This is a genomic window from Colwellia sp. E150_009, assembly GCF_053543955.1.
Window position 1 is genome coordinate 1 of the sequence record NZ_JBHFOM010000032.1, and the last position, 24,469, is coordinate 24,469.

General features: G+C 34.4%; 18 protein-coding genes. 7 read left to right on the forward strand and 11 right to left on the reverse strand.

The window, feature by feature from the left end:
• Positions 1-92 precede the first annotated feature (92 nt).
• From ACE1OF_RS13650 to dnaA, 7 genes are all read right to left on the reverse strand, one after another.
• Positions 93-749, reverse strand: a complete 657-nt coding sequence (locus tag ACE1OF_RS13650) for a hypothetical protein (RefSeq protein WP_448895197.1) — start codon at positions 747-749, stop codon at positions 93-95.
• A complete protein-coding gene (locus tag ACE1OF_RS13655) occupies positions 703-1,455 on the reverse strand; it encodes a TnsA endonuclease N-terminal domain-containing protein (protein ID WP_448895198.1) in 753 nt (250 codons plus the stop codon). Before ACE1OF_RS13655 ends, ACE1OF_RS13650 begins: the two co-directional genes overlap by 47 nt.
• Positions 1,456-1,643: 188 nt before the next feature.
• Positions 1,644-2,006, reverse strand: coding sequence for a helix-turn-helix domain-containing protein (locus ACE1OF_RS13660; protein ID WP_448895199.1), 363 nt, complete (start codon positions 2,004-2,006; stop codon positions 1,644-1,646).
• A gap of 312 nt (positions 2,007-2,318) precedes the next feature.
• The gene (gene gyrB, locus ACE1OF_RS13665) at positions 2,319-4,763 is read right to left on the reverse strand and encodes a DNA topoisomerase (ATP-hydrolyzing) subunit B (protein ID WP_448895200.1); all 2,445 of its coding nucleotides are present in this window, start codon (positions 4,761-4,763) and stop codon (positions 2,319-2,321) included.
• A gap of 33 nt (positions 4,764-4,796) precedes the next feature.
• Positions 4,797-5,987 carry a DNA replication/repair protein RecF gene (gene recF / locus ACE1OF_RS13670; protein WP_448895201.1) on the reverse strand — a complete coding sequence of 397 codons (1,191 nt, stop codon included), beginning with the start codon at positions 5,985-5,987 and terminating at the stop codon, positions 4,797-4,799.
• Between the two features lie 22 nt (positions 5,988-6,009).
• Complete coding sequence (gene dnaN / locus ACE1OF_RS13675) at positions 6,010-7,119, reverse strand: DNA polymerase III subunit beta (RefSeq protein ID WP_448895202.1); 1,110 nt, start codon at positions 7,117-7,119, stop codon at positions 6,010-6,012.
• Positions 7,120-7,208: 89 nt separating this feature from the next.
• Positions 7,209-8,573 carry a chromosomal replication initiator protein DnaA gene (gene dnaA / locus ACE1OF_RS13680; RefSeq protein ID WP_448895203.1) on the reverse strand — a complete coding sequence of 455 codons (1,365 nt, stop codon included), beginning with the start codon at positions 8,571-8,573 and terminating at the stop codon, positions 7,209-7,211.
• Positions 8,574-9,146: 573 nt separating this feature from the next.
• Between dnaA and rpmH the strand changes: the two genes are divergently transcribed.
• The 5 genes from rpmH to mnmE all read left to right on the forward strand — a co-directional run bounded on the left by rpmH (position 9,147) and on the right by mnmE (position 13,319).
• A complete protein-coding gene (rpmH, locus tag ACE1OF_RS13685; protein ID WP_011045771.1) occupies positions 9,147-9,281 on the forward strand; it encodes a 50S ribosomal protein L34 in 135 nt (44 codons plus the stop codon).
• An 81-nt stretch (positions 9,282-9,362) separates the two neighbouring features.
• Positions 9,363-9,701: a ribonuclease P protein component gene (rnpA, locus tag ACE1OF_RS13690; protein ID WP_448895204.1), complete on the forward strand. Its 339-nt coding sequence runs from the start codon at positions 9,363-9,365 to the stop codon at positions 9,699-9,701.
• A complete protein-coding gene (gene yidD / locus ACE1OF_RS13695) occupies positions 9,668-9,916 on the forward strand; it encodes a membrane protein insertion efficiency factor YidD (protein WP_448895205.1) in 249 nt (82 codons plus the stop codon). The genes rnpA and yidD overlap by 34 nt, the downstream gene beginning before the upstream one ends.
• A 151-nt stretch (positions 9,917-10,067) precedes the next feature.
• Positions 10,068-11,750, forward strand: a complete 1,683-nt coding sequence (gene yidC / locus ACE1OF_RS13700; RefSeq protein ID WP_448895206.1) for a membrane protein insertase YidC — start codon at positions 10,068-10,070, stop codon at positions 11,748-11,750.
• Positions 11,751-11,888: 138 nt separating this feature from the next.
• Entirely contained in the window at positions 11,889-13,319 is a 1,431-nt protein-coding gene (mnmE, locus tag ACE1OF_RS13705) for a tRNA uridine-5-carboxymethylaminomethyl(34) synthesis GTPase MnmE (RefSeq protein WP_448895207.1), read from the forward strand.
• Between the two features lie 16 nt (positions 13,320-13,335).
• Here the strand turns inward: mnmE and ACE1OF_RS13710 are convergent, their stop codons facing one another.
• The 4 genes from ACE1OF_RS13710 to nirB form a co-directional block, all read right to left on the reverse strand.
• Positions 13,336-16,056 carry a molybdopterin-dependent oxidoreductase gene (locus ACE1OF_RS13710; protein ID WP_448895208.1) on the reverse strand — a complete coding sequence of 907 codons (2,721 nt, stop codon included), beginning with the start codon at positions 16,054-16,056 and terminating at the stop codon, positions 13,336-13,338.
• 188 nt (positions 16,057-16,244) lie between these two features.
• Entirely contained in the window at positions 16,245-18,023 is a 1,779-nt protein-coding gene (locus tag ACE1OF_RS13715) for a protein kinase domain-containing protein (RefSeq protein WP_448895209.1), read from the reverse strand.
• Between the two features lie 3 nt (positions 18,024-18,026).
• A complete protein-coding gene (locus ACE1OF_RS13720) occupies positions 18,027-19,493 on the reverse strand; it encodes a NarK family nitrate/nitrite MFS transporter (RefSeq protein ID WP_448895210.1) in 1,467 nt (488 codons plus the stop codon).
• Positions 19,494-19,598: 105 nt separating this feature from the next.
• Entirely contained in the window at positions 19,599-21,353 is a 1,755-nt protein-coding gene (gene nirB / locus ACE1OF_RS13725) for a nitrite reductase large subunit NirB (RefSeq protein WP_448895211.1), read from the reverse strand.
• 301 nt (positions 21,354-21,654) lie between these two features.
• Here nirB and ACE1OF_RS13730 point away from each other — a divergent pair, with 301 nt between their 5' ends.
• Positions 21,655-22,134 (forward strand): flavodoxin domain-containing protein, encoded by a 480-nt coding sequence (locus ACE1OF_RS13730; protein WP_448895212.1) that lies wholly within the window; start codon positions 21,655-21,657, stop codon positions 22,132-22,134.
• A 427-nt stretch (positions 22,135-22,561) separates the two neighbouring features.
• A complete protein-coding gene (gene mnmG, locus ACE1OF_RS13735; RefSeq protein WP_448895213.1) occupies positions 22,562-24,454 on the forward strand; it encodes a tRNA uridine-5-carboxymethylaminomethyl(34) synthesis enzyme MnmG in 1,893 nt (630 codons plus the stop codon).
• Positions 24,455-24,469: the final 15 nt, after the last annotated feature.

Genomic DNA, 24,469 nt, shown 5'->3' on the forward strand with positions numbered 1-24,469 from the left:
TATGCAACATGAGAGTTACCTTTTTTTGTTTAAATTAAAGATTCGACACCTTTAATAAAAACGGGTAACTCTCAACTTTTCAAGTCGATGTGTCAGATTAAGTCGGAACTAATACATATTAGTCGACTCATATTTAGGTTAGTAATATGGGTCTTAAAAGCATCATATGTATTCTTAATGCTCTCGTTCTGCCTTGTAAGGTAGACCTCTTCGACGATATGCCTAAATTCCTCCTGAATAAGCTTGTTAAACTTCCTTACGCCAACCCCGCCTGATTTATTATTTCGTAATGAAAGAAGGTTTTTGTCAGCCTTATGCCATTTATTCCACCACCGATAAACGGTATGAAATGATGGTGGCGTTTCGTCCCCAAGTTTGTCAGATACTTTTTTTGTCACATCGACTAGATTGACTTTTGTTGGTTTATCGCCAAGTATTTTAATTGCAGTCCTAATATACTCATATCTCTTTAACACCAGCTTTTGTTCAGCCGGCTCCATTCCTGATAAATCGCCTTTAACTCGGTCATCCTTTTCTTTAATGTAACTCCCGGCCTCACCCCTCCGACCTTCAAGCTCGACTTTCCCCTCAGCTAATTTGTCTTTGAGCTCATTCTTAGTTTTCACTAGTATTGATTTATCTGATAACCGCTCCAAGTAACACTCACCTGAAGTTAGAATCCGTTCAATTCTGTAAGAAATATCATTTAAAGTTAGGTGCAATCCGGTATGAAAAGATGCTAATTTCATTTTCGGCCTCCAATTTTTTATAAAGTTTAGTGGTTAATCTAAGTGGGGCATTCAAATCTGCTTCTACGACGTGGTTGGCAAGCAACGAATATACGTATGCTTTTGAAGCCAAGTATGTCGCTAGCTCAGCAAAGGTAGCCATATCATTATTTTCAATATGAGTTATAGCTTTTATCTTGACTTGCTCTGACACCTCAACCCGTTGATAACTGCGCAGCAGCTTGAAATTTCGCTGTAGTTCTGGGTTATCTAGCTCTTTTTCAGTAATAACAACAAACTGAAACCCTTCTTGTTTGAACACTTTATCTATTTTTTGAAAGCGTAATATCTCCTCTTGTTTTTCAAGTTTTGATGAAGGCTTTACCTCAACATATACCAATTGCTGTTTAGTATTTGTTAACTCAAAATCTGGAGTATAACGACTCATGCTACCGTGCTCATTTTCGAAATATATACTAAGCGGCTGGTCTCGGTAGCTATATATAGTTGGGCAAAACTCAAATATTGCACAGGCCTTTAACTCTAGCTGTGATTCCCATGCAATAGCTGCATTGCTTTTTGTTGACGGATAGTAACCAACAACTCTTCCCTTTGTACGCTTCACCGGCTCTCTTACACGCAAGGGGCTGTTAAGTGGCATATATCGCGGCTTTGTACTACGACAAAGACTATTATTTTCTTTGTATTGCCCATTTATTGAAGACATAGAAACTCCTTACCCAATCAGGTAATTTTATTTAATGCATTTACTAATGATTTTTAGATTGGTTGACGGACTAAATTTTGAAGGGCATACTATGTCTGCACGAGTTGGTATTTCCTTCTCATTTTAGTGGGGCAATCCAATGGTGCGTCCCGTTAATCTCTCATGTGACCTCCTCAATACCTATAAAATTAAAGTGTCTCATTACCAATCTTCATTGTTGTTAACATAATAAGAACCTGCTCATCACTTAATTTTCCTAGGCATTTCTTTAATTTGTAAACTAATTCAAATTCTGACCGTGAAACATTGTCAGGAACTTTAAAGCTCAACTCCGATAATTCTACGTTATACCAAAACTCTTCTTTTTCCAATTGATTCAAGTTTAGTGACTTTACGATTTTATCCAGAACATCCTTAGACGGGGGTCCTTTTCTCCCTCGTTCAATGACACTGACATAGCAAGGATTAATCCCTACTAATTCTGCTAAATCCTTTTGTTGTAAATTTCGGTTTCTTCTTAGTTGCTCTAAGCAAATTCCAAATGGAGACATAAAATAATCACATTACTGTCCTACAAATTATGGTTACTATTATAGACCTTTTTCGTCTGATTTTCACACAAAAAACATCATTGATTACAAATATAATTCAACTATAACAACAACATACGCAACATATATACTATTAGTATATTTAACTTAATTATTGATAAGCCAATAAAAAAGGCTGCTCTAGGAGCAACCTTTTTAAATAGTAACGCTGTGGTGCACTAGTTATGAGATCTCAGAGCACGTATATGATACAAAAAAGCATTCATATGAGACATAAAAGCACGAATGATGAGATCCGACAGTACTTTTTACTTAAAAATCTAAGTTTGCAACTTTCAGTGCATTCTCTTCAATAAAAGCACGGCGCGGTTCAACATGATCACCCATTAGCGTATTAAATAGTTGATCTGCTGCAATAGCATCTTCTATTGTTACTCTGAGCATACGACGTGTTGCTGGATCCATGGTAGTTTCCCATAGTTGATCTGGGTTCATCTCACCCAATCCTTTATAACGTTGTATATATTGGCCTCGTTTCGATTCAGCCATCAACCAGTTAAGAGCCTCTTCAAAGCTAGTAATAGATTTAACTTTTTCACCACGTTTAACATACGCACCTTCTTCCATCAGGTCATTAATTGCCGTATTTAATGAGGTGATTATGCCAAATTCATTCGACTGAATAAACTCATAGCTACAGCTATAAGTTTTATCTATACCATGTTTACGTACAATAAACTGAGGATAATAAATATTACGTTCTGTATTATACTGTACAGTTACGCTATAAATCGAGCCATTGCCATCTTGATCTTCAAGTTGTGTAATTAAATCTTTTGACCACTCATCAACCTTTGCTTTATCAGAGAAGTCTTCTTTGGCAATATTTTTACTGTAAATCATTTTCTCTAGAATATCGCTTGGAATTTGTCTAGATATACGTTTTATAGTTTCCATTGTAGATCTAAACTGAATGACTAATTGCTCTAATGCTACACCAGATATTGCGGGCGCATCTTCATTTACATGAATAGAAGCATTCTCTAACGCCAATGTTGTTAAGTATTCTGTTAGCCCATCATCATCTTTTATGTAACGTTCTTGCTTACCTTTTTTCACTTTATACAAAGGTGGTTGAGCTATAAAGATATGACCACGTTCCATAATTTCTGGCATTTGGCGATAAAAAAAAGTTAACAATAATGTTCGAATGTGTGAACCATCAACATCCGCATCTGTCATAATAATAATACTGTGATAACGAAGTTTTTCAGGATTATATTCATCACGGCCAATGCCACAACCTAATGCCGTAATTAATGTACCCACTTCCTGCGACGATATCATCTTATCGAAACGTGCTTTTTCTACGTTAAGTATTTTACCTTTAAGTGGTAATATTGCTTGGTTTTTACGATTGCGCCCCTGCTTAGCTGATCCGCCAGCAGAGTCCCCTTCCACAATATATAATTCAGAAAGTGCAGGATCCTTTTCCTGACAATCAGCTAGTTTACCTGGTAAACCTGCAATATCTAACGCACCTTTTCGTCGCGTCATTTCACGCGCTTTACGTGCGGCTTCACGTGCTCTTGCTGCATCAACAATTTTCATAATAATTGTGCGAGCAACAGCTGGTTTTTCTAATAAGTACTCACCTAATTTTTCACCCATAGCCTGTTCAACAGCAGTTTTAACTTCTGATGATACTAATTTATCTTTTGTTTGTGACGAAAATTTAGGATCTGGCACTTTCACTGAAATAACAGCGGTTAACCCTTCACGAGCATCATCACCTGAAGCATTTGTTTCTGTGCTACCGCCTTTCTTCGTTTTATTAAGGCCTTCTTTAACCATATAACTATTTAACGTACGTGTTAACGCTGTACGGAAACCGCTTAAATGTGTACCACCATCTTTTTGCGGAATGTTATTGGTAAAACAATGAATGCTTTCTTGGAAGCCATCATTCCATTGCATCGCAACTTCAACAATAATTCCGTCTTCTCTTGCTAAATCAAAATAAAATATTTCTTCATTTACTGGCGTTTTATTCGTATTTAAGTAATCTACAAATGCCTGTATACCACCATCAAATTTGAAGTGATCTTCTTTACCTTCTTCACGTTCATCTATTAATTTAATTGATATACCAGAGTTTAAGAAAGATAATTCTCTAATACGCTTCACTAATAAGTCATAATGAAATAGTACATCAGTAAATACTTCAACACTTGGCCAAAACCTTACTTCTGTTCCTGTTTTATCACTTTCACCAACCACTTTTAGTGGTTCATCTGGAATACCAATAGAATAAAATTGTTCAAAAAGTTTTCCGTCACGGCGAATATTTAATTTTAATTTACTACTCAATGCATTTACAACAGAAATACCAACACCATGAAGACCACCAGATACTTTATATCCAGAGTCATCTCCGCCAAATTTTCCACCTGCATGTAATACAGTCATGATAACTTCAGCTGCTGAAACCCCCTCCTCTGGATGTAATTCTGTTGGTATACCACGACCATCATCTATAACAGAAACTGAACCATCTAAGTGAATGGTTACAACGATATCAGTACAGTGCCCCGCTAATGCTTCATCAATTGAGTTATCTAAAACCTCAAAAACCATATGATGTAAGCCTGTGCCATCATCTGTGTCACCTATATACATGCCTGGTCTTTTTCGTACTGCATCAAGTCCTTTTAATACTTTAATACTGGCCGAGTCATATTCATTTTCTACTGTCATAGTTTTAGCCTATTCAATTGCTTTTCTGTTTTTTCATTCAGAATTATCTGGATACATCGCTGTTATTTCGCCATGTTTCACGTGAAACACTTTATAATTTTCAAGCTTCGTAGTCGAATTTAAATCTGCGTTATTCGTCGCAGAGCCAATACAACTATCATATTTTTGTTCGTTAAAATTAGAATCTAAACGTTCAAAAAATGGTTGTAAAACCTCACTTTCGATTGCTGTTATAAGCACTTGGCAATCAAGCTGTTCTAAAGCAGATGACAATGCACGTCTAGAATTAATATCTAATTCGGCACCAATATCATCTATCAATATAATTGGTTTTACTCGATTAACTTGTGCAATTAATTTTGCTTGAGCAAAAGTTAATGCCAGTAAAAACAACTTTTGTTGTCCTCGTGATAGCTGCGTTTCTAATAATTGCTTATCAAGAAGAAATTTTACATCAAATTTATGTGCTCCATACAAGCTATAACCATAGCTTATTTCTCTTTCGTAATGATTTAATAATACATCATTCAAATCTCTTTTTTGTGGCCACCCCTGTAAATATTGTACTGTCACCCGACTCTTCAAATCAGGTAACAAAATAGCTAACCAAACGTCTAATTCTTTAATTATCGCACTAGTATATTCATACCTTACTTGCGCAACTTGAATAGATAATTCGCAAAACTGATCCGTCCAATAAGATAACATTGCCTTACTTGAACTATTATTTAACCGTATACAAGCATTTCTTTGTTTCAAAACTCTATTAAAGTTTTTCCACTGAGATGCAAAATCATGTTCCACGTGAAACATACCAAGATCAATAAATTTTCTTCTTTCTTTAGGGCCACCAAAAAAAAGTTTAAAGCTTTCAGGTGTTACAATCTGAATTGCAATATTTTTAGCTAAAACAGATAAACGATAATGGCGTTCACCATCAATTTTTATATTTGTTTCGCCAGTTAAAATATTACGGCTTAAACCGAGTTGGCTATTACTGGTATTTTTAATACTAACGACAAAATTAAATTTTTCATAACAAACAAGCGCATCAGTTTTACTCGTTCTGAATGATTTTCCATGTCCTAAATAAAATAATGCCTCTAATAAACTACTTTTTCCACTACCATTATCACCAACAAAAAAGTTAAATTTACGATGGAAATTTATATCCAAATCATTCAAATTACGAAAATTACGAGTAATTAATTTAGTTACACTCATTTATAATGATCAATAATAAATGTTATAAACGCATCGGCATAACAACATAGAGAGCTTCACCTGAAGAAGCGCCTTCAATAACAACACTTGAATTGGCATCAGCCAAAGTAAATTTGACTTGCTCATCCTTAATAGCGTTGAGAACGTCCAGAACATAACTAACATTGAAACCGATTTCTAATTCATCATACGGAAAATCTATTTCTAACTCTTCTTCAGCTTGCTCTTGTTCAGGGTTATTAGCTGTTATTTTTAATAATGCATGTGAGAAATTTAAACGTACACCTTTAAATTTCTCATTTGATAATATAGATGCCCTTGAGAGCACTTGACGCAATTGCTCTTTATCAGTAACAAAGACTTTATCACCATTACGTGGTAAAACTCGACGATAATCAGGAAAACGACCATCAACCAATTTACTTGTAAAAGAAAATTCTGTATCGATAATCCTCAAATGATTAGAACCAAGATAAACTTGAACATATTCTTCTACGGGTGCGAGTAATCTAATTATTTCGAGAATCCCCTTTCGAGGAACTATAACTTGTCTCGCTGGTAAATTAAGAGAATCATTTGATATTTTACAAATAGCAAGTCGGTGGCCATCTGTAGCAACAGAACGAATTTCATTTGCTTCGCTTTCAATAGACATACCATTTAAGTAATAACGAACATCTTGGTTAGCCATAGAAAAATGCGTACTTTCAATTAAGCGCAATAAATCGGATTTTAATAATTGAAACTCAACATCACCCTTCCACTGTTCTATATTCGGAAAATCATCTGCAGGTAATGTGGATAATGAATACCGACTACGACCAGAACTTAATTTTACACTATCACCCTCACCTTCAGCATTAAAAGTCAGCATAGCGTTTTCAGGTAAGCTTTTACAAATATCAAGTAACTTTCGTGCAGGAATTGTTATTTTACCATCAATCCCTTCATTATCTAGTTGCACATGAGCAACCATTTCTAGCTCTAGGTCAGTAGCAGTTAATGTTAAAGTATGTCCTTTAATATCAAAAAGAATATTACCCAAAATAGGCAATGTACTTTTTCGTTCAACAGCACCTGAAACTAACAATAATGGCTTAAGTAATAATTCTCTGTTAAGTGAAAATCTCATCTATATTCCTGCTTCTGAGCAAATGTATTATTATTTAAAAGTAACACGCAAATTAATGAAAACATCAATATGTACCAAGCGTAAATAAACTAAGAAGACAATGTTCTAATTAAATTAGAATAATCTTCTTTAATATCATGTAGTTCCTCACGTAACGACTTAACTTTACGACAGGCATGAAGTACTGTTGTATGATCTCTTCCACCAAAAGCATCCCCTATTTCAGGCAAACTATGATTGGTTAATTCTTTAGATAATGCCATTGCTAGTTGTCTAGGTCTAGCCACAGATCGATTTCTTCTTTTTGAAAGTAAATCAGAAACTTTAATCTTATAGTATTCTGCCACTGTTCGTTGAATATTATCAATAGTAACTAACTTATCTTGTAATGCTAATAAATCACGTAAAGCCTCACGGACAAAGTCAATAGTTATTGCTCTACCAGTAAAATTAGCGTTAGCAATAACACGATTAAGTGCACCTTCTAATTCACGAACATTAGAACGTAGGCGCTTAGCTATGAAAAAAGCAACCTCGTCAGCTAAGTTTATATTACTTTCTTGGGCTTTAGTTTTTAATATAGCCACTCGAGTTTCAAGTTCTGGTGGCTCAATAGCAATTGTTAGCCCCCAACCAAAACGGGATTTTAACCGATCTTCAACAGCGACTTCTTTTGGGTATCGGTCACTGGTTAAAATAATTTGTTGATTACCTTCAAGTAGTGCATTAAAAGTATGAAAGAATTCTTCTTGCGTTCGATCTTTTCCTGCAAAGAATTGAATATCATCAATAAGTAAAGCATCAACACTACGATAGTATTGCTTAAACTTTTCCATCGCATTATTTTGCAAGGCTTTTACCATGTCTTGTACAAAACGTTCTGAATGCATATAAGCAATTTTAGCATTGGGGTTATTTTGTAAAATACCATTACCTACCGCATGCAATAAATGCGTTTTACCTAAACCAGTACCACCATAAATAAAAAGAGGATTATAAGCAGCACCTGGGTTATCGGCAACTTGAGAAGCAGCAGCTCTTGCAAGTTGGTTAGATTTACCTTCAACAAAATTATCAAACGTATATTTTACCCTAACGTTTGGTTTATTAGGTAAATTTGTTTCTGCAGTTGAAGAAGAAGTCGATTTAGTGTTTAAACTGAAGTTTGCACTTGCAGAATTTTCAGTATTATTTTTAGGTGTTGCTAATGGCTTACTACCCACATCGAATCTAAGAAGATAAGGATCTTCACCGTCAGTCGTAGAGATCAATTCGTTGATCCTATGAACATACTTGTCGCGAACCCAATCTAATACAAAGCGGTTTGGTGCATAGAGTGTTAATACGTTATCCGTAACAACACACTGTAGTGGACGAATCCACATGCTAAACTGTTGTGCTGGCAATTCTTCTTGAAGAACAGTAAGGCATCGCTGCCAAAGAGAATGTTCCAACCAAAACTCCAATGGAATATATTTTAACCGTTTATTGTTCACACTCGAATTCGAGACTAATTTTAGACAAAACAAAAATTGTATGTGTGCACAATAAGATCATTGTTCAAAAAAGACAGGTATTACACCTGAAAAAGAAAAACAAACGGAAATTTTTATTATGTGTGCCCATTATCTCTATACTTATCCACAAGTGCAATATTGACAGACAACAATTCGTCATTATTTTGATAATTAATTGCTAAAAGCCTGTGAAACATCAATATAACGCATTTTTTAGATTAAAAAAAAGCTAAAAAACTATACTTAGTATATTTACTTATGAAGAAAAAAATCACAAATTTACAAAATTAAGCTAGATTTAAAACTAAGCCTGTGGATATTTTTCACAAAACTGTCATTCAAGTAATTATAATAAAATAAAACAGCAAGATCATAGAATGATCTTTGTAAATAATATCTCATAATCATTGACAACGTAGCTAGTTAGATTTAGAATTCGCCCTCTTTTTTTAGACCTGTGTGCTCAACTAGCTTTTTTGTTAGGGCAACAACAACCGACGGATTAGCGTAATGAAAAGAACATTTCAACCTAGCGTATTAAAGCGTAAGCGTAACCACGGATTCCGTGCTCGTATGGCAACTAAAAATGGCCGTGCTGTTATAGCTCGTCGCCGTGCTAAAGGCCGTGCGCGCCTTAGCGCTTAATCTTAACTTTTTTTCTTACTTAGAAATAGAATTAAGATGGTAACCAACACGGTTACTTATGAATTTAATCGGGAGTCACGCTTGTTGACTCCCGGTCACTTTCAATCTGTATTTAAAAAACCTGTCCGATTTGGCTCTCGCCACTTTACAATATTGATTACCCCAACAAACTTACCTGATGATTCATGTAAAAATAATCGTCTTGGATTAGCTATAGCCAAAAAACGCGTTAAACTTGCCGTGCAACGAAATCGCATTAAACGAATTGTTAGAGAGAGTTTTCGACTAAACCAACATGACTTACCTGCTATCGACATGGTCGTTATGGTAAAATCAGGTATTGATCAACTCAACAATGCCGAAATCAACCAAGAATTAACTAAAATATGGCGAAAAATAATTCAGCGCCACAAAAATTAACAATAGCATTTATAAAAGCTTACCAGCGATTTATTAGTCCTATTTTAGGAACAAATTGCCGATTTCAGCCCACTTGTTCATGTTATGCACATCAGGCTATTGAACGTTTTGGTGTAATGAAAGGATGTTGGTTAGCAGGCAAACGTATAATAAAATGTCATCCGTTAAATAAAGGTGGTGAAGATCCTGTGCCACCACTAAAAAAAGAGAAATAGTAACAAAATCATTAAAGGCTAACCTATTTTTGAACTCTAATACTAAAAGAGTGTTGGTTTGCTGTTAAACCTAGTCTAAAATGTTTTGCTATTAATTACATGCAAGAGGTAAAAACCTGTTGCCAACCCAAAAACAAGAGAAATAAATCTTATGGAATCTCAACGCAGTCTGCTTTTTATTGCGCTTATGGTTGTTACTTACTTACTATTTAGTCAGTGGCAACAACAAAATGCGCCAGCAGTTGAACCTACAACAATTAGTCAAGATGTTAATGTAAATAATGAACAAAAAACTAATGAAGAATTTGTACCTGAATCAACTGACTCACCAGTAGCTATTGCAAAAGAAACCGCGTCAAGCTCCAAACTAATCAACATAACAACGGATACGCTTCGCTTAAAAATCAATACCCAAGGTGGCGATATTGTTGAAGCTAAATTGCTAAAATTTAACACTGAACAAAGTAATAATATTCCTTTTACTGTGATGCAAAATGGTAATCAAAAATATGTTGCACAATCTGGTTTAACTGGTGCAAACGGTGTAGATAGAGTTATTAAAGGTCGACCAATTTATAACAGCACTCAAAGCAATTATGAATTAATAAATGATAGCCTAACCGTTGATTTAACCTTTCAAGACAGTAAAGGCCTTGCGGTAACAAAACGTTTCACTTTTACTGCGGGTAGTTATAGTGTGGGCGTTGAATATATTATCAACAACAACACTAGCAACAGTGTTTCAGTACAAATGTATGGTCAACTAAAACAGTCAACACTTAAAGATACATCATCTGGCATGCTTCCAACTTACCGCGGTGCCGCTTTCTCTACTTCTGAAGATCGTTATGAAAAGTATGACTTTGATGATATTGCCGAAGCAAACTTAAACAAAACTACACCAGGTGGTTGGGTTGCCATGCTCGAGCATTACTTTGTATCAGCTTGGGTTCCCAATGCAGCCGATAATAATCAACTTTATACTACACTTAGCAACAACCAAGAAGCGGTTGTTGGCTTTAAAGCACCAGTTATAATTATAGATGCTGGCACACAAGGTAATACCTCTGCCATTTTCTATGTTGGTCCCAAAGACCAAGAAGTTTTAGAGAAAATAGCTCCTAATTTAGATTTAACCATTGACTACGGTTTCTTATGGATGATTAGCCAACCACTTTATGGTTTGCTAAATATCATCCAATCGGGTGAATTTAATTTCTTTGATATGTTTGATGTTGATTTAGGTGGTGTTGGAAATTGGGGTCTAGCAATCATCATTATCACTTTAATTATTAAAGGTGGTATGTACCCACTAACTAAAGCGCAATATACCTCAATGGCAAAAATGCGTGAATTAGCTCCAAAAATGGCACAATTAAAAGAGCGTTTTGGTGACGACAGACAAAAAATGTCGCAAGCAACCATGGAAATGTACCGCAAAGAAAAAGTAAATCCTGCGGGCGGTTGTTTACCACTATTGTTACAAATGCCTATATTTTTAGCACTTTATTGGGTATTTTTAGAGAGTGTTGAATTAAGGCATGCTCCATTTGTATTCTGGATTCAAGATTTATCTGCAATGGACCCATACTATGTACTACCTGTTTTAATGGGAATTAGTATGTATGTAATGCAAAGAATGCAACCGATGACAATACAAGACCCTATGCAACAAAAAATAATGCAATATATGCCTGTTGTTTTCTCTATTTTTATGGCTTGGTTCCCATCTGGTTTAGTGCTTTATTGGTTTGTAAGTAATATAATTTCAATCGTTCAAATGAAAATAATATTCAGCGGAATTGAAAAGAAAAAGCAAGCAAAAGAAAGTTAACTTGTATTAATATCTATTTTTAACTTGTTAAAAAGAAAAGCGGTTTCAGATAATGAAATCGCTTTTTTGTTAGTTATCGTTAAATACAGTAAAATATTTAAATCCAATTTCTCATATTTTGTAGGCTTGCATCAACTAATGACATCACATTCTAGTAACAAACTTAGTGGAAAAACAACAATTGCGGCACAAGCAACTGCACCAGGGCGTGGTGGTGTTGGTATTATTAGAGTATCAGGCCCAGAAGCAAAAAATGTTGCTCAAGCCATTTTAGGCCGTATACCTGAGATAAGAAAAGCTGAATATTTGCCTTTTTCAAATACGAATGGTGATGTATTAGACCAAGGTATAGCGTTGTATTTTCAAGCACCTAATTCATTTACGGGTGAAGATGTTATTGAATTTCAAGGCCATGGTGGTCCTATTATTTTAGATATGTTACTCAAAGCAATTCTAGCTTTGCCTAATGTTATTATGGCAAAACCAGGAGAGTTTAGTGAACAAGCTTTTTTAAACGACAAGCTCGACTTAACCCAAGCTGAAGCGATTGCTGATTTAATCAATTCAAGCTCTGAGCAAGCAGCACGTTCTGCCCTGCACTCACTACAAGGTAATTTTTCTAAACTCGTTAATGAAATGGTGGAAAGCATTATACATCTGCGTATGTATGTTGAGGCCGCTATTGATTTTCCAGAAGAAGAAATAGACTTTCTTGCCGATACAAAAATAGTGACCGATCTTAAAGCGATTATCAACAAAGTTGAAGAAGTACGTGAACAAGCACAGCAAGGGAGTATTATTAGAGAAGGTATGCGCGTTGTTATTGCTGGTAGGCCAAATGCAGGTAAATCAAGTTTACTAAATGCCTTAAGCGGAAAAGACAGCGCAATAGTCACGGATATTGCGGGTACAACCCGAGACGTATTAACCGAGCAAATTCATATTGACGGTATGCCTCTGCATATAATTGATACTGCAGGCTTACGTGATAGTGATGATAAAGTTGAACAAATTGGTATAGCGCGCGCTTGGCAAGAGATAAACCAAGCTGACAGAGTACTATTGATGATTGATGCCAGTAAAAATCACAACATTTTAGAAAATGAACAAGATATAAAAAACTACTACCCTGAATTTTTTGAAAAACTTCCCAGTAATATTGGCTTAACGTTAGTTAGAAACAAAGCCGATTTAAATCCATCAATTGAACAAAAAGATATTGGCTTAACTGAATTTTCTGATAAAAATAATAAAAAACATACCGCCATAACGCTGTCAGCAAAAACTGGAGCAGGCGTTAACAGCTTAAAAGAGCACTTAAAAGCGATTATGGGCTACCAAGGTAGTACTGAAGGTGGGTTTATGGCAAGAAGACGCCATTTGACCGCTTTAAATAATGCGCATCAACACCTAATCACGGGTTTAGAACAATTAGAATCTTATGTCGCTGGAGAAATTTTAGCTGAAGAGCTACGAATTTGTCAGTTAGAGTTAGATCAAATCACAGGAGAATTCACCAGTGATGATCTATTAGGTAAAATTTTTAGTTCTTTTTGTATTGGTAAATAGCAGCAAAATAATACGTTTAAACTCCACACTGCTTAAGTTTAAGCGCTATGTCACCAATACAACTGCCACAGCCATTACCCGCATTGGTTTTTGCTCTAATGCTTTCAACAGTGATTTCTCCAGAATCAATAGCGTGTTCAATATCTTTTAATTCAACACGTAAACAATGGCAAAAAGTACTTTTAACTTGTAAGTGCTTACTATCGTTGGATAGTATATTTCTCTTAATGTCAATATTATCTGTTAACGTGAATATTTGGCTTATCCATCCCTGAGGTAAGTCATCTTTTTGTTGCGCCACTAAAATAGTTGCTTGCATATCATCTTTTATAAAATAACTTTTTCTAAAATAATTTTTTATCGAATCACTTGCATTAAGCACATTAATGTCGCTCTTATCGACTAATTGGTTCGAGTTAGTTAATACAAAATCATTTAACCGTTTGAACAAGTCAGCTGGTGATTCAGTACTTGCTAAATAGTAACAATAACCTCCTGTAATTTTTTGCACTACTTGATAAGTTGCCAAACTATCACTGATTGGAGACTTAACAACTAACATAGCTTCACTACGCGTTTGCCATGGTTTAATACTCACTTTGCTATGCTTAAATGCTGGCTGACCAGATATAAGATCAAAGTTTGCTTTAATAAATTTACTCACGCAACCCTGATTAAAATTACTGGCTGACCAGTGAATAGCAATAAACAATTCTTTTTGACGCTGAGTTTTAGTTACTCTTACACGAATTAAAAATTGCCCTTTTACGTGGTTATCATCAGTTGTTATGCTAACTAACTGCCCATCAATTATATTAAGAAGAGATGCATCTTGTTGATTAATTTCAACTTCAGGCTCTGGATGACGTTGTGATAAAATACCAGATTTGCCACTACGAGTTTGGGTATGCCATTGATCTCTATTTCGCCCTGTGTTTAAAGTAAATAAGTGCGTATCTTCTGTTTGTTGTTTACTCTTAATAGCAATAACTCTCGCTTTGTTATTATCATGATAATAATGTCCATCGGCAAAAAAGTTTTGTTCGCTCACTTTGATAGGAATACCTTGAGGTTGCGGCCATTGAAAAGGTTGTAACCGCTGATATTGCTCTGCATTAATATCACTAAATGCTGAAATATCAAATGCCCTACTACCATTATTATTTACAGCAGACAAACGGGCATGTTCTGCAAATATTTGATGAACCGATTCATAAGAAAATTGCGCTGAAAAGCCCATACGCTTAGCAACTTCACTGATAATCCACCAATCAGGTTTGGCTTCAGCAAAAGGTTGTAAAAATGAACGTTGTCGAGATATTCTTCTTTCTGAATTAGTCACAGTTCCTGACTTTTCTCCCCATGTTTGAGCGGGAAAAATAACATCGGCATAACGTAATGTGTCATTAGTTGCCACACAATCACTAACAATAACTAAAGGACATTTTTTTAAGGCTTGTTTGATTTTTTCATGATTAGGCATACTCACTAACGGATTAGTTGCCATTATCCACAATACTTTTATTTGGCCCGATTCAACGGCATCAAACAAATCAACGGCCTTTAAACCTTCACTGGTTGCCAAATTATCTGTTTGCCAAAAGTCAGCTAAAGCAGCATGCAAATGGCTATCTTTAAACTCAATATGACTTGCCAACGTATTTGCTAAGGCGCCAACTTCACGTCCACCCATTGCATTAGGCTGTCCGGTTATAGAAAAGACACCGCAACCAATTTTACCTATTTTGTTTGTAACTAAATGACAATTAATAATACCATTAACTTGATCAGTTCCTTGATTAGATTGATTAATACCTTGTGAAAACAGTGTTACTACCTTGTTTTTATTAGCAAAGAGATTATAGAACTGGGATATTTCTTTTGTTGATAGTCCCGTTGATGAAAGATGTAAACTGTCTTCTTTAGCATTAATTAGTGCCTGTACTAAACCAGAAGTTTTATCAACAGAAGTAAGTAAATCCTCATTGATAAAATCATTTTGGTTTAAGTAATTTAATAAACCGTTAAATAAAGTAACATCTTGCCCTGCTTTAATAGGTAAATGTAAATCAGCAAGTTCAGTTGAAGCTGTTACTCTTGGGTCAATCACTACAAGTATTAATTCTGGCCTACGTGTTTTTTCTTCTCTGATTCTTTGATATAAAACAGGATGACACCAAGCTAAATTTGAACCTGCTAAAACAATTAAATCAGCCTTAGTAATATCTGAATAGCTCATAGGTACTATATCTTCACCAAAAGCACGTTTATGTGCTGACACAGCCGATGACATACACAAACGAGAGTTGGTATCTATATTGCCACTACCAATAAAACCTTTCATTAATTTATTGGCAACATAATAATCTTCAGTTAGTAATTGTCCTGATACATAAAAACCAACAGACTCTTTACCATAATCATCAATAGATTGATTGATTTTACTGGCAACAAAATCAAGTCCTCTAGACCATTTTTGCACTTTATTATTTATTTGTGGTGCCATTAGTCTGTTATTGTTATCTAACGTATCAGCTAAATTTTTACCTTTGATACATAATTTACCAAAGTTTGCTGGGTGATTTTTATCGCCATTTATCAGCACTGCTTGAGATGAATGGTTAGCACTATTTGAAACAGTAATACCACAACCAACACCACAATAAGGGCAAGTTGTGTTGATATCTGCAGTTATAAGTTTAGGATCTACTAACGCGTATTGTTGGTTGTTAATCATATTTGGCACTAACTATTGGTTACATTATTTGTTTTAATACAAAAATATAATGCAACAGCCACGCCATAGATAAAAAACAAATAAACAATTGATTTAATTTATTATTTTAAATGATAAAAAATAATTATAGGTAAAATGAACTGCCATAGTGCAATAAATGAAGTGTTATTGTGCAATATGAAAAATTGTTATTCATAAATCAAAACACTAATTAATGTAATGAATAAAATAACACTAATGCCTTGCCAAAACTTAACAGGATCACGTTCTAACAGTGGTATATTATGTTGTATATTCAGTTGGTTTTTATCAGTAACATTAAATTCAGCAAGAAACTCTGAATAATGTTCATATCTGTTAGCAGGATTAGCTGCTAATGCTTTTGACATAACGCTGTCCATATAATTAGGCAAGTCTTTTCTATAGGTAACTATCGGTTTATACCGCCACAAATTAAATTGCTTCGGTATAGCCTCTAATTGACTAATTTCTTTATATGGTAGTCTATTAGTCAATATTTGATAAATCAAAACAGCTAAAGAATATAACTCACTTTGGTGATTATTTTCATAACCATAAAATAGTTCTGGAGCACTGTAATTGAGTGTACCTTGATTAAAATTATATTGATCGAATGTATTAGATAATGAATTATCTAATACTGCCCCAGCAACACTACTTCCAAAATCAATCAATTTTACACGCCCATCACTATCAATAATAAAATTATCGCCTTTAATATCACAATGAACAACATCTTGACGCTGTAAAACACGAAGTATTTTTATTAACTGGTCTAAAATATCACGTACTTTAATAAGCGATGGAGTGGGATTATCTTTCATCCAATCAGCTAAGGTTTGGCCTTCTATATATTCACAACTATGATATAAAAATTTACTTTTTTTTACTCTAGGATAAATTTTCATAATAGCAGGATGTGTTATCTTTTCACCAATCCAACCTTCTTTTATAAAACCACTAAGGTAATCATTATCATCAATAAAATTTACCGATGGTATTTTTATAACAACTAATTTTTTATCTTGTAAATCTTTCGCTAAATATACATGAGATCGACTAGTTTGGTGTAACACATCAAGTATTTCAAAATGATCTAATTTACTACCTAATTTAAGTGCAGGCGGTATCACTTGCTGCAACCGAGTGAATAATAATTGGTTAAATGCCTGTTGTGGTAATTGTTCTATTTTAATTATTAAACAGGTTAAATTATCTTCTGAACCTTGTTCACTCGCTAATTGACAAATTAACTCACTAGCTTTCTCTAAACTTTCGTTATCATTAATTATTTTCTTAATTTGGCTAGGTTGTACAAAGTGATGCACACCATCACAACTTAACATAATAATATCTTGAGGCGCTAAAACAGTATATTTATAATCTACTTCTATATGAGAGTCAGCACCTAAAGCACGGGTTAATGTACCAGATGCTGTGGCATGATCTGTTGTTAATTCTTGATAGCCGTCATTATTAATTTTAACGATTTGGCAATCACCCACATGAAATATATGTCCTATATCACCTTTAAGTACAATTGCCGAAAAAGTACTAAACCATTGTTCTAATAAACCTTTTTCATCAGCTATCAATTGTCTTGAGTATAGCCATTTATTCAATGAAGAAATAACTTTAGCTGCTGACTTTTTTACAGACCACGTTTCTGGCGTTGCTAAATATTCTTCAATAAAATGACAAACACTCATTTGACTTGCTTGTGCTGCACAATTGGCACTTGATAAACCATCAGCAATAACAGCAGCATGCCCTTTTAGCTCTAAATCAAAACCTTTACTCATTTTCAAAGCAAAGGCATCTTGATTTTCACTTTTAGCACCTTTAGTGGAATAGCCGCCAAAGGTGATCATAAGGCTATTTTCAATATTCCTTTGTGAGCGACATTGCAATTGAGTTTTTGTATCTAGCATCTGTGCATCAGCCAATCGTTAATCCACCTGAATCAGCTCTACACTGCCATCAGGCATTATTTCAGCCATACTTCCTCTAGGTTCTTGCATTAAAAATAACATCATTAAACCAATAAAAGCACAGCCTGCAATAACCCAGAAAAATAATGAATAACTAACAAATGATAATACTGTTAAATAACATACAGCACCAACATTACCATAAGCACCTGTCATTCCCGCTATTTGACCAGTTAAACGGCGCTTAATCAGTGGAACGGCCGCAAATACAGCGCCCTCTCCTGCTTGCACAAAGAAAGAACACCCCATAGCAGCTGCAACTGCTAATACTAAAGGCCAATCACCCGTAATAGATGCCATAGTTGCATAACCTAAACTTAAGCCTGTGGTTAAAATAATTAAGGTTTTTTTACGGCCATATTTATCACTTATCCAACCTCCTAATGGCCTAGACAATAAATTCATAAATGCATAAGTTGATGCTAATAAACCTGCATAAACAATATTTAAATCAAAGGTTTCACTAAAAAACAGAGGTAACATTGAAACAACAGCTAACTCACTACCAAACGTGGCAAAATACAGAACATTTAGCACGGCAACTTGTTTGAATGAATATTGATGAATAGGATCAACAGGGGTTTTGAAAATTTCTTTATTAACATGATAAGCGCTATAGGCCTCATATATAAACCAAATAACTAAACTAAAATAAATTAATACTGCCATGTTATGACTAATTAAACTTACACCGCTTGGCGACAACTTCCAATTTAATAAAGCTAAAGTAGCAAATAATGGTATTTTCATTACAAGCAACAAATAAAAATCACCAATACTAGTGACTTCCATTGCTTTGGAACTTTTTGGTTTAAAGTAAGTTGCTCCTTGCGGAGTATCACGCACACCAAAATAAAAAAGAAAAGAATAAACAAAACTAATAATTCCCGTAGCGCCAACAGCCCAGCGCCAACCATCGTCGCCACCAACTAAAAGTGCAACTGCAGGTAAAATAATAGCGGCAGCAGCGGAACCAAAATTACCCCATCCTGCATAAATACCTTCTGCGGTGCCAAGTTGGTTTGCTGGAAACCATTCACTTACTAACCGAATACCAATAACAAACCCAGCACCAATAAATCCCAATAAAAATCGTGCTAAAGCCAGTTGTTCAAAATCAGTACTTAGCGCGAACATGCCACAAGGTATTGAACATAAAAATAAGAGAATACTGAACGTTTTTCTAGGACCATATTGATCAGTAGCCATCCCAATAAATATTCGTGCGGGGATTGTTAAAGCTACATTTAATATCAATAATGTTTTTATTTCTTCTGTGCTTAAATCAAGCGACTGCGCAATTAACCCAAGTAAAGGAGCATGGTTAAACCACACTAAAAAGGTAATAAAAAAAGCTACCCAGCTATAATGTAATACTTTCATGTTTTCACTTAATGAAAACAAGTTAAATTTTGAAGAACTCATAAGGTGTAGTCTCCTTGAGTTGTGCATTTTTTTAGCTTAGGTACTTTATTTTTTATTAAATTTTTCATTACATTGCCTTGTTAAAATTAAATTTAGGAACTTAAATTATTTTTCTTTAGAATTTTTATTTAAGCGATCTTTCAAGAAGTGTTCTGTTTCTAGACCTACATCAGCCATTCTCTTTTTAATCATTGGTAAGTGCTCAAGCCGTGCGCCAAGTATATCGATACGTTGAGCACCTGATATTTGAGTATGTAGGTTATATTTTTTGGCTATTTCACCAATAAAAATTAAATGCTCGGGTGTGATATTTGAGCCAGGGATACGAGGAAAAATAAAATAAGTATTTTTATCTGCCCTCTCTGATAATATATTTTCAAAAGGCTCTTCAATTATTTCGTTACTACTGACATTAGCCGTTATTTTTTCTAATTCACTTTCTAACACTTGTGTAACTAAAGGAATACAACCACCACAACCTGTACCAGCACTTGTACAAGATTGAAGTGCAGCAACATCATTGGCTCCATTTTTAATAGCTTCACTCAATACAGACTTAGATACATCATAACAAGCACAAACTTGAGCATTATCAGGTAGTGCGGCTATGTTTGATGAATTTTCACTATCTTGTTTAGGAATTAATAGGTATTCGGGAGGTTCTGTTAATATAATTTTATTAAGTACTAAAGGTAACCACTGACTGTAATTACTAGTATCACCAACTAATACAGCACCTAACAACATTTTTCCATCAGCACTAACAACAATTTTTTTGTATGTACCCAAAACAGAGTCAATAAAACTATAACTTTGTGAATGAGGCGTATTACCATGTGCATCACCAATACTGCCTACTTCAACACCTAAAAGTTTTAACTTGGTGCTCATATCTGCACCAGTAAACTTTCCAGGTTCAGTATTAGTTAAGTGACTAACAGCTACTTTTGCCATAGTATAGCCAGGTGCAACTAAGCCAAATATTTTGTTATCCCACAAAGCACACTCACCAATGGCATAAATTGACTTATCACTGGTTAAACAATGATCATCGATAACAATCCCACCACGCTCACCAATAACTAAGCCACTTTGACGAGCTAATGCGTCCTGTGGTCTTATACCGGCAGAAAAAACAATAACATCTGTTTCTAAAAATGAGCCATCAGCAAAGTTCATTCTATAACGACAGTTTTCACCTTTAATTATTTCAGAGGTATTTTTTTCCGTATGTACAGTAACACCCAACGCGAAGATTTTTTCACGTAGTAAATCACCTCCGTCTTGATCAAGTTGAACAGCCATTAGCCTTGGTGCAAATTCAACAACATGAGTTTCAAGGCCAAGTTCTTTTATTGCATTGGCTGCTTCCAAGCCCAACAAACCACCACCAATAACCACACCTACTTTTGATTTTTTTGACGAATTTTCAATAGCTTCTAAATCATTAAGTGTACGGTATACATGAATGTGGTCTTGTTCTTTACCTGGAACAGGAGGTACAAAAGGGAATGAACCCGTTGCTAAAACAAGCTTGTCGTAAGATAAAGTTTTTCCTGATGCCGTATTAATATTTTTTTGTTCACGGTCTATTGCTATGACTTCATCATTTAAAAAATATTCAACATCTTGATCGTCATATCCTTGTGAGGTGGCTAAAGCCAAGTTATTAGCACTATTACCCGTAAAATAACTTGTTAACATTACTCTATTATATGCAAGGCGAGATTCATCACTAAAAGTAGTAATATCAAAATCATTATTATTAGCTTTATTTAATTGGTCAATAAAATGATGACCAACCATTCCATTACCAACAACAATAATTTTTTGTTTACTACCTAATGCTATGTAACTCATTAACTTTACCTAACTCAATTATGAAAATGTCTTTATGTACTGAGTTACCGCAAATTTAATACCAAGTTAAATAATAAATATAAAATATTTTAATCATATGATTTATATAATGTAATTTTTTAATTATATAAATTATAAAAAATTACAAAAAGAAAACTGCACAAAGATAATTCCGCTATGCACTTAATAAGAGCATGAGTAGATATTTTTAAAACTATTAACAAATATCAGTTAAGTTAAAACAACTAAAATATTATAATAAGCACATTATTAACTTATTAATTACCAAAGATAACTAAACATGAGTACATTTCAAATAATAGTAGGCAGTATGTTAGGCGGAACAGAATATGTTGCAGAAGCATGTGAAGAACAACTAAATGATCTTAATCACGATGTTAATTTACACTTAAAACCAAATTTCTCATCGATCCTTACATCAACATTAAGTCAAGATCTTTCTAATATTAACAACCAAAATAACATTTGGTTAATTTGCACATCAACACACGGCGCAGGCGACTACCCTGATAACATTCAAGCATTTGTTAATGATCTCAAAAATTGTGAACAAGATCTGTCCTCAATTAACTTCTTGATCATTGCGCTAGGTGATTCCAGCTACGATACATTTTGTAAAGCAGGAAAGGAGTTAAATAAACTTTTAATAACAAAAGGTTGTAAAGAAACAGTAGAAATAAAAATGCTAGATATGAGCCAAGATATAGATCCAGAAGATCTTGCACAACAATGGTTAGTTGAACATAAAGATCTTTTATAAAGATTTATACATAATTTACTAACAAAAATAGTGTTATAAAACACTGATTGTGGATAAAACAATGAACAACGTATTAATTATCTATTGTTATTCAGTGTATAGAGTTATTAAATAATCAGCCTGTGTATAAACAGTGCTTTTGATCACCGCTTAAACTGTACTTGATCAATGTTTGATCACAAACTTATCATTTATGTAACTTGATATTATTATTAATAAAAAATCACTTACCCACAGAAATTAGCCTCCTTAATAAGTAATAATAATAAGATCTATATAAAGATCTTATTATATATTACCGAGATCACTTGATGATCTTTTTACTCATTTGATCATTTCCCTCTTGCTAAAAAAAGGCTAAAATACGTCTCCTGATTTTGCTTAAGGCAATATTCTTTAATTGTAATTTTTCTAAGGTTAAAATTTTATGTGGTATCCAGAGTCTTATGAAGTCATTGTTGTTGGTGGTGGCCATGCTGGCACTGAGGCAGCGCTTGCATCTGCACGAATGGGCTGTAAAACACTTTTACTAACCCATAATATTGATACTTTAGGGCAAATGTCTTGTAATCCTGCCATAGGAGGCATAGGTAAAGGACATTTAGTTAAAGAAATAGATGCTTTAGGTGGTTTGATGGCTACAGCCATAGATCATAGTGCAATTCAATTTAGAACGCTTAACGCTAGTAAAGGCCCAGCAGTTAGAGCAACAAGAGCACAAGCGGACAGAACACTCTATCGAGCCTTTGTACGTAATTATTTAGAAAACCAAGAAAATTTGACTATTTTTCAACAACCTTGTGATGATTTAATATTAGAGAATGAACGCGTTGTTGGTGTTTCTACTCAAATGGGACTTAAATTTAAAGGTAAAACAGTGGTATTAACGGTAGGAACCTTTCTTGCTGGCCAAATACATATTGGTTTAAATAATTATCAAGGCGGTCGTGCAGGCGATCCTGCAAGTATAAATTTAGCCGCTAAAATGCGTGATATGCCTTTTAGAATGGATCGTTTAAAAACTGGAACACCACCACGTCTTGATGCAAGATCATTAGATTTTTCAGTAATGGAAGAACAACCTGGCGATAACCCGCGCCCTACCTTTTCATTTATGGGATCACAAAATGATCATCCTCAGCAAATATCTTGCTTTATCACTCACACAAACGAACAAACGCATCAATTTATTCGTGATGGTCTTGATAGATCACCTATGTATACAGGTGTTATTGAAGGTGTGGGGCCTCGTTACTGCCCTTCTATTGAAGATAAAATTAATCGTTTTGCTGATAAAAAATCACATCAAATTTTTGTAGAACCTGAAGGGTTAACTACTCATGAAGTCTATCCAAATGGTATATCAACTAGTTTACCGTTTGACGTACAAATGAATTTAGTTCGTTCTATTAAAGGTTTTGAAAATGCCTTCATTACACGTCCAGGTTATGCCATTGAATATGATTACTTTGATCCTAGAGATTTAAAACAATCATTAGAAAGCAAATTTATTGATAACCTTTATTTTGCAGGACAAATAAATGGAACAACAGGTTATGAAGAAGCTGGAGCACAAGGGCTAATTGCTGCTACTAATGCTGCCAACCGTGTAAAAGGTCGTGATGAATTTATATTAGGTCGTGATCAAGCTTACATGGGCGTTTTAATAGATGATTTAGCTACATTAGGTACAAAAGAACCCTATCGTATGTTCACTTCTCGTGCCGAATATCGTTTATTATTACGAGAAGATAATGCTGATATTCGTTTAACTGAAAAAGGACGTGAAGTTGGTTTAGTTGATGATCTTCGTTGGCAACGTTTTAATGAAAAAATGGAAAATATTGAAGTTGAACGTCAGCGATTAAAAGATACGTGGGTTCAAAAAGATCAAAATAATATTGAGCAAGTCAACGCATTACTTAAAGCACCAATGAGTAAAGAAGCGAGTCTTGAAGATCTTATTCGTCGTCCAGAAGTTCGTTATAGTGATTTGATGAAAATAGAAGGTTTAGGCCCTGCTATCGCTGATACACAAGCAGCAGAACAAATAGAAATTCAAACTAAATATGCGGGTTATATTGATAGACAACTAGATGAAATTGCAAAAAAACAGCGAAATGAAGATACTTTGATTCCTGTTGATTTTGATTATACTCAATTATCAGGTTTATCAAATGAAGTTGTTGCTAAATTAAAAGATGCTTGTCCAGAAACTATTGGAAAAGCATCACGAATTTCAGGTATTACTCCAGCAGCTATTTCGTTATTATTAGTTTACTTAAAAAAGCACGGCTTACTTAGTAAAAAAATAGCCTAAAAGAGTTAAAAAATA

Bases quoted from the DNA above. Each gene is read 5' to 3' on its own strand.
- ACE1OF_RS13650 (WP_448895197.1), bottom strand. From the start codon at position 749: ATGAAATTAGCATCTTTTCATACCGGATTGCACCTAACTTTAAATGAT.
- ACE1OF_RS13655 (WP_448895198.1), bottom strand. From the start codon at position 1,455: ATGTCTTCAATAAATGGGCAATACAAAGAAAATAATAGTCTTTGTCGT.
- ACE1OF_RS13660 (WP_448895199.1), bottom strand. From the start codon at position 2,006: ATGTCTCCATTTGGAATTTGCTTAGAGCAACTAAGAAGAAACCGAAAT.
- gyrB (WP_448895200.1), bottom strand. From the start codon at position 4,763: ATGACAGTAGAAAATGAATATGACTCGGCCAGTATTAAAGTATTAAAA.
- recF (WP_448895201.1), bottom strand. From the start codon at position 5,987: ATGAGTGTAACTAAATTAATTACTCGTAATTTTCGTAATTTGAATGAT.
- dnaN (WP_448895202.1), bottom strand. From the start codon at position 7,119: ATGAGATTTTCACTTAACAGAGAATTATTACTTAAGCCATTATTGTTA.
- rpmH (WP_011045771.1), top strand. From the start codon at position 9,147: ATGAAAAGAACATTTCAACCTAGCGTATTAAAGCGTAAGCGTAACCAC.
- yidD (WP_448895205.1), top strand. From the start codon at position 9,668: ATGGCGAAAAATAATTCAGCGCCACAAAAATTAACAATAGCATTTATA.
- yidC (WP_448895206.1), top strand. From the start codon at position 10,068: ATGGAATCTCAACGCAGTCTGCTTTTTATTGCGCTTATGGTTGTTACT.
- mnmE (WP_448895207.1), top strand. From the start codon at position 11,889: ATGACATCACATTCTAGTAACAAACTTAGTGGAAAAACAACAATTGCG.
- ACE1OF_RS13710 (WP_448895208.1), bottom strand. From the start codon at position 16,056: ATGATTAACAACCAACAATACGCGTTAGTAGATCCTAAACTTATAACT.
- ACE1OF_RS13720 (WP_448895210.1), bottom strand. From the start codon at position 19,493: ATGAGTTCTTCAAAATTTAACTTGTTTTCATTAAGTGAAAACATGAAA.
- nirB (WP_448895211.1), bottom strand. From the start codon at position 21,353: ATGAGTTACATAGCATTAGGTAGTAAACAAAAAATTATTGTTGTTGGT.
- ACE1OF_RS13730 (WP_448895212.1), top strand. From the start codon at position 21,655: ATGAGTACATTTCAAATAATAGTAGGCAGTATGTTAGGCGGAACAGAA.
- mnmG (WP_448895213.1), top strand. From the start codon at position 22,562: ATGTGGTATCCAGAGTCTTATGAAGTCATTGTTGTTGGTGGTGGCCAT.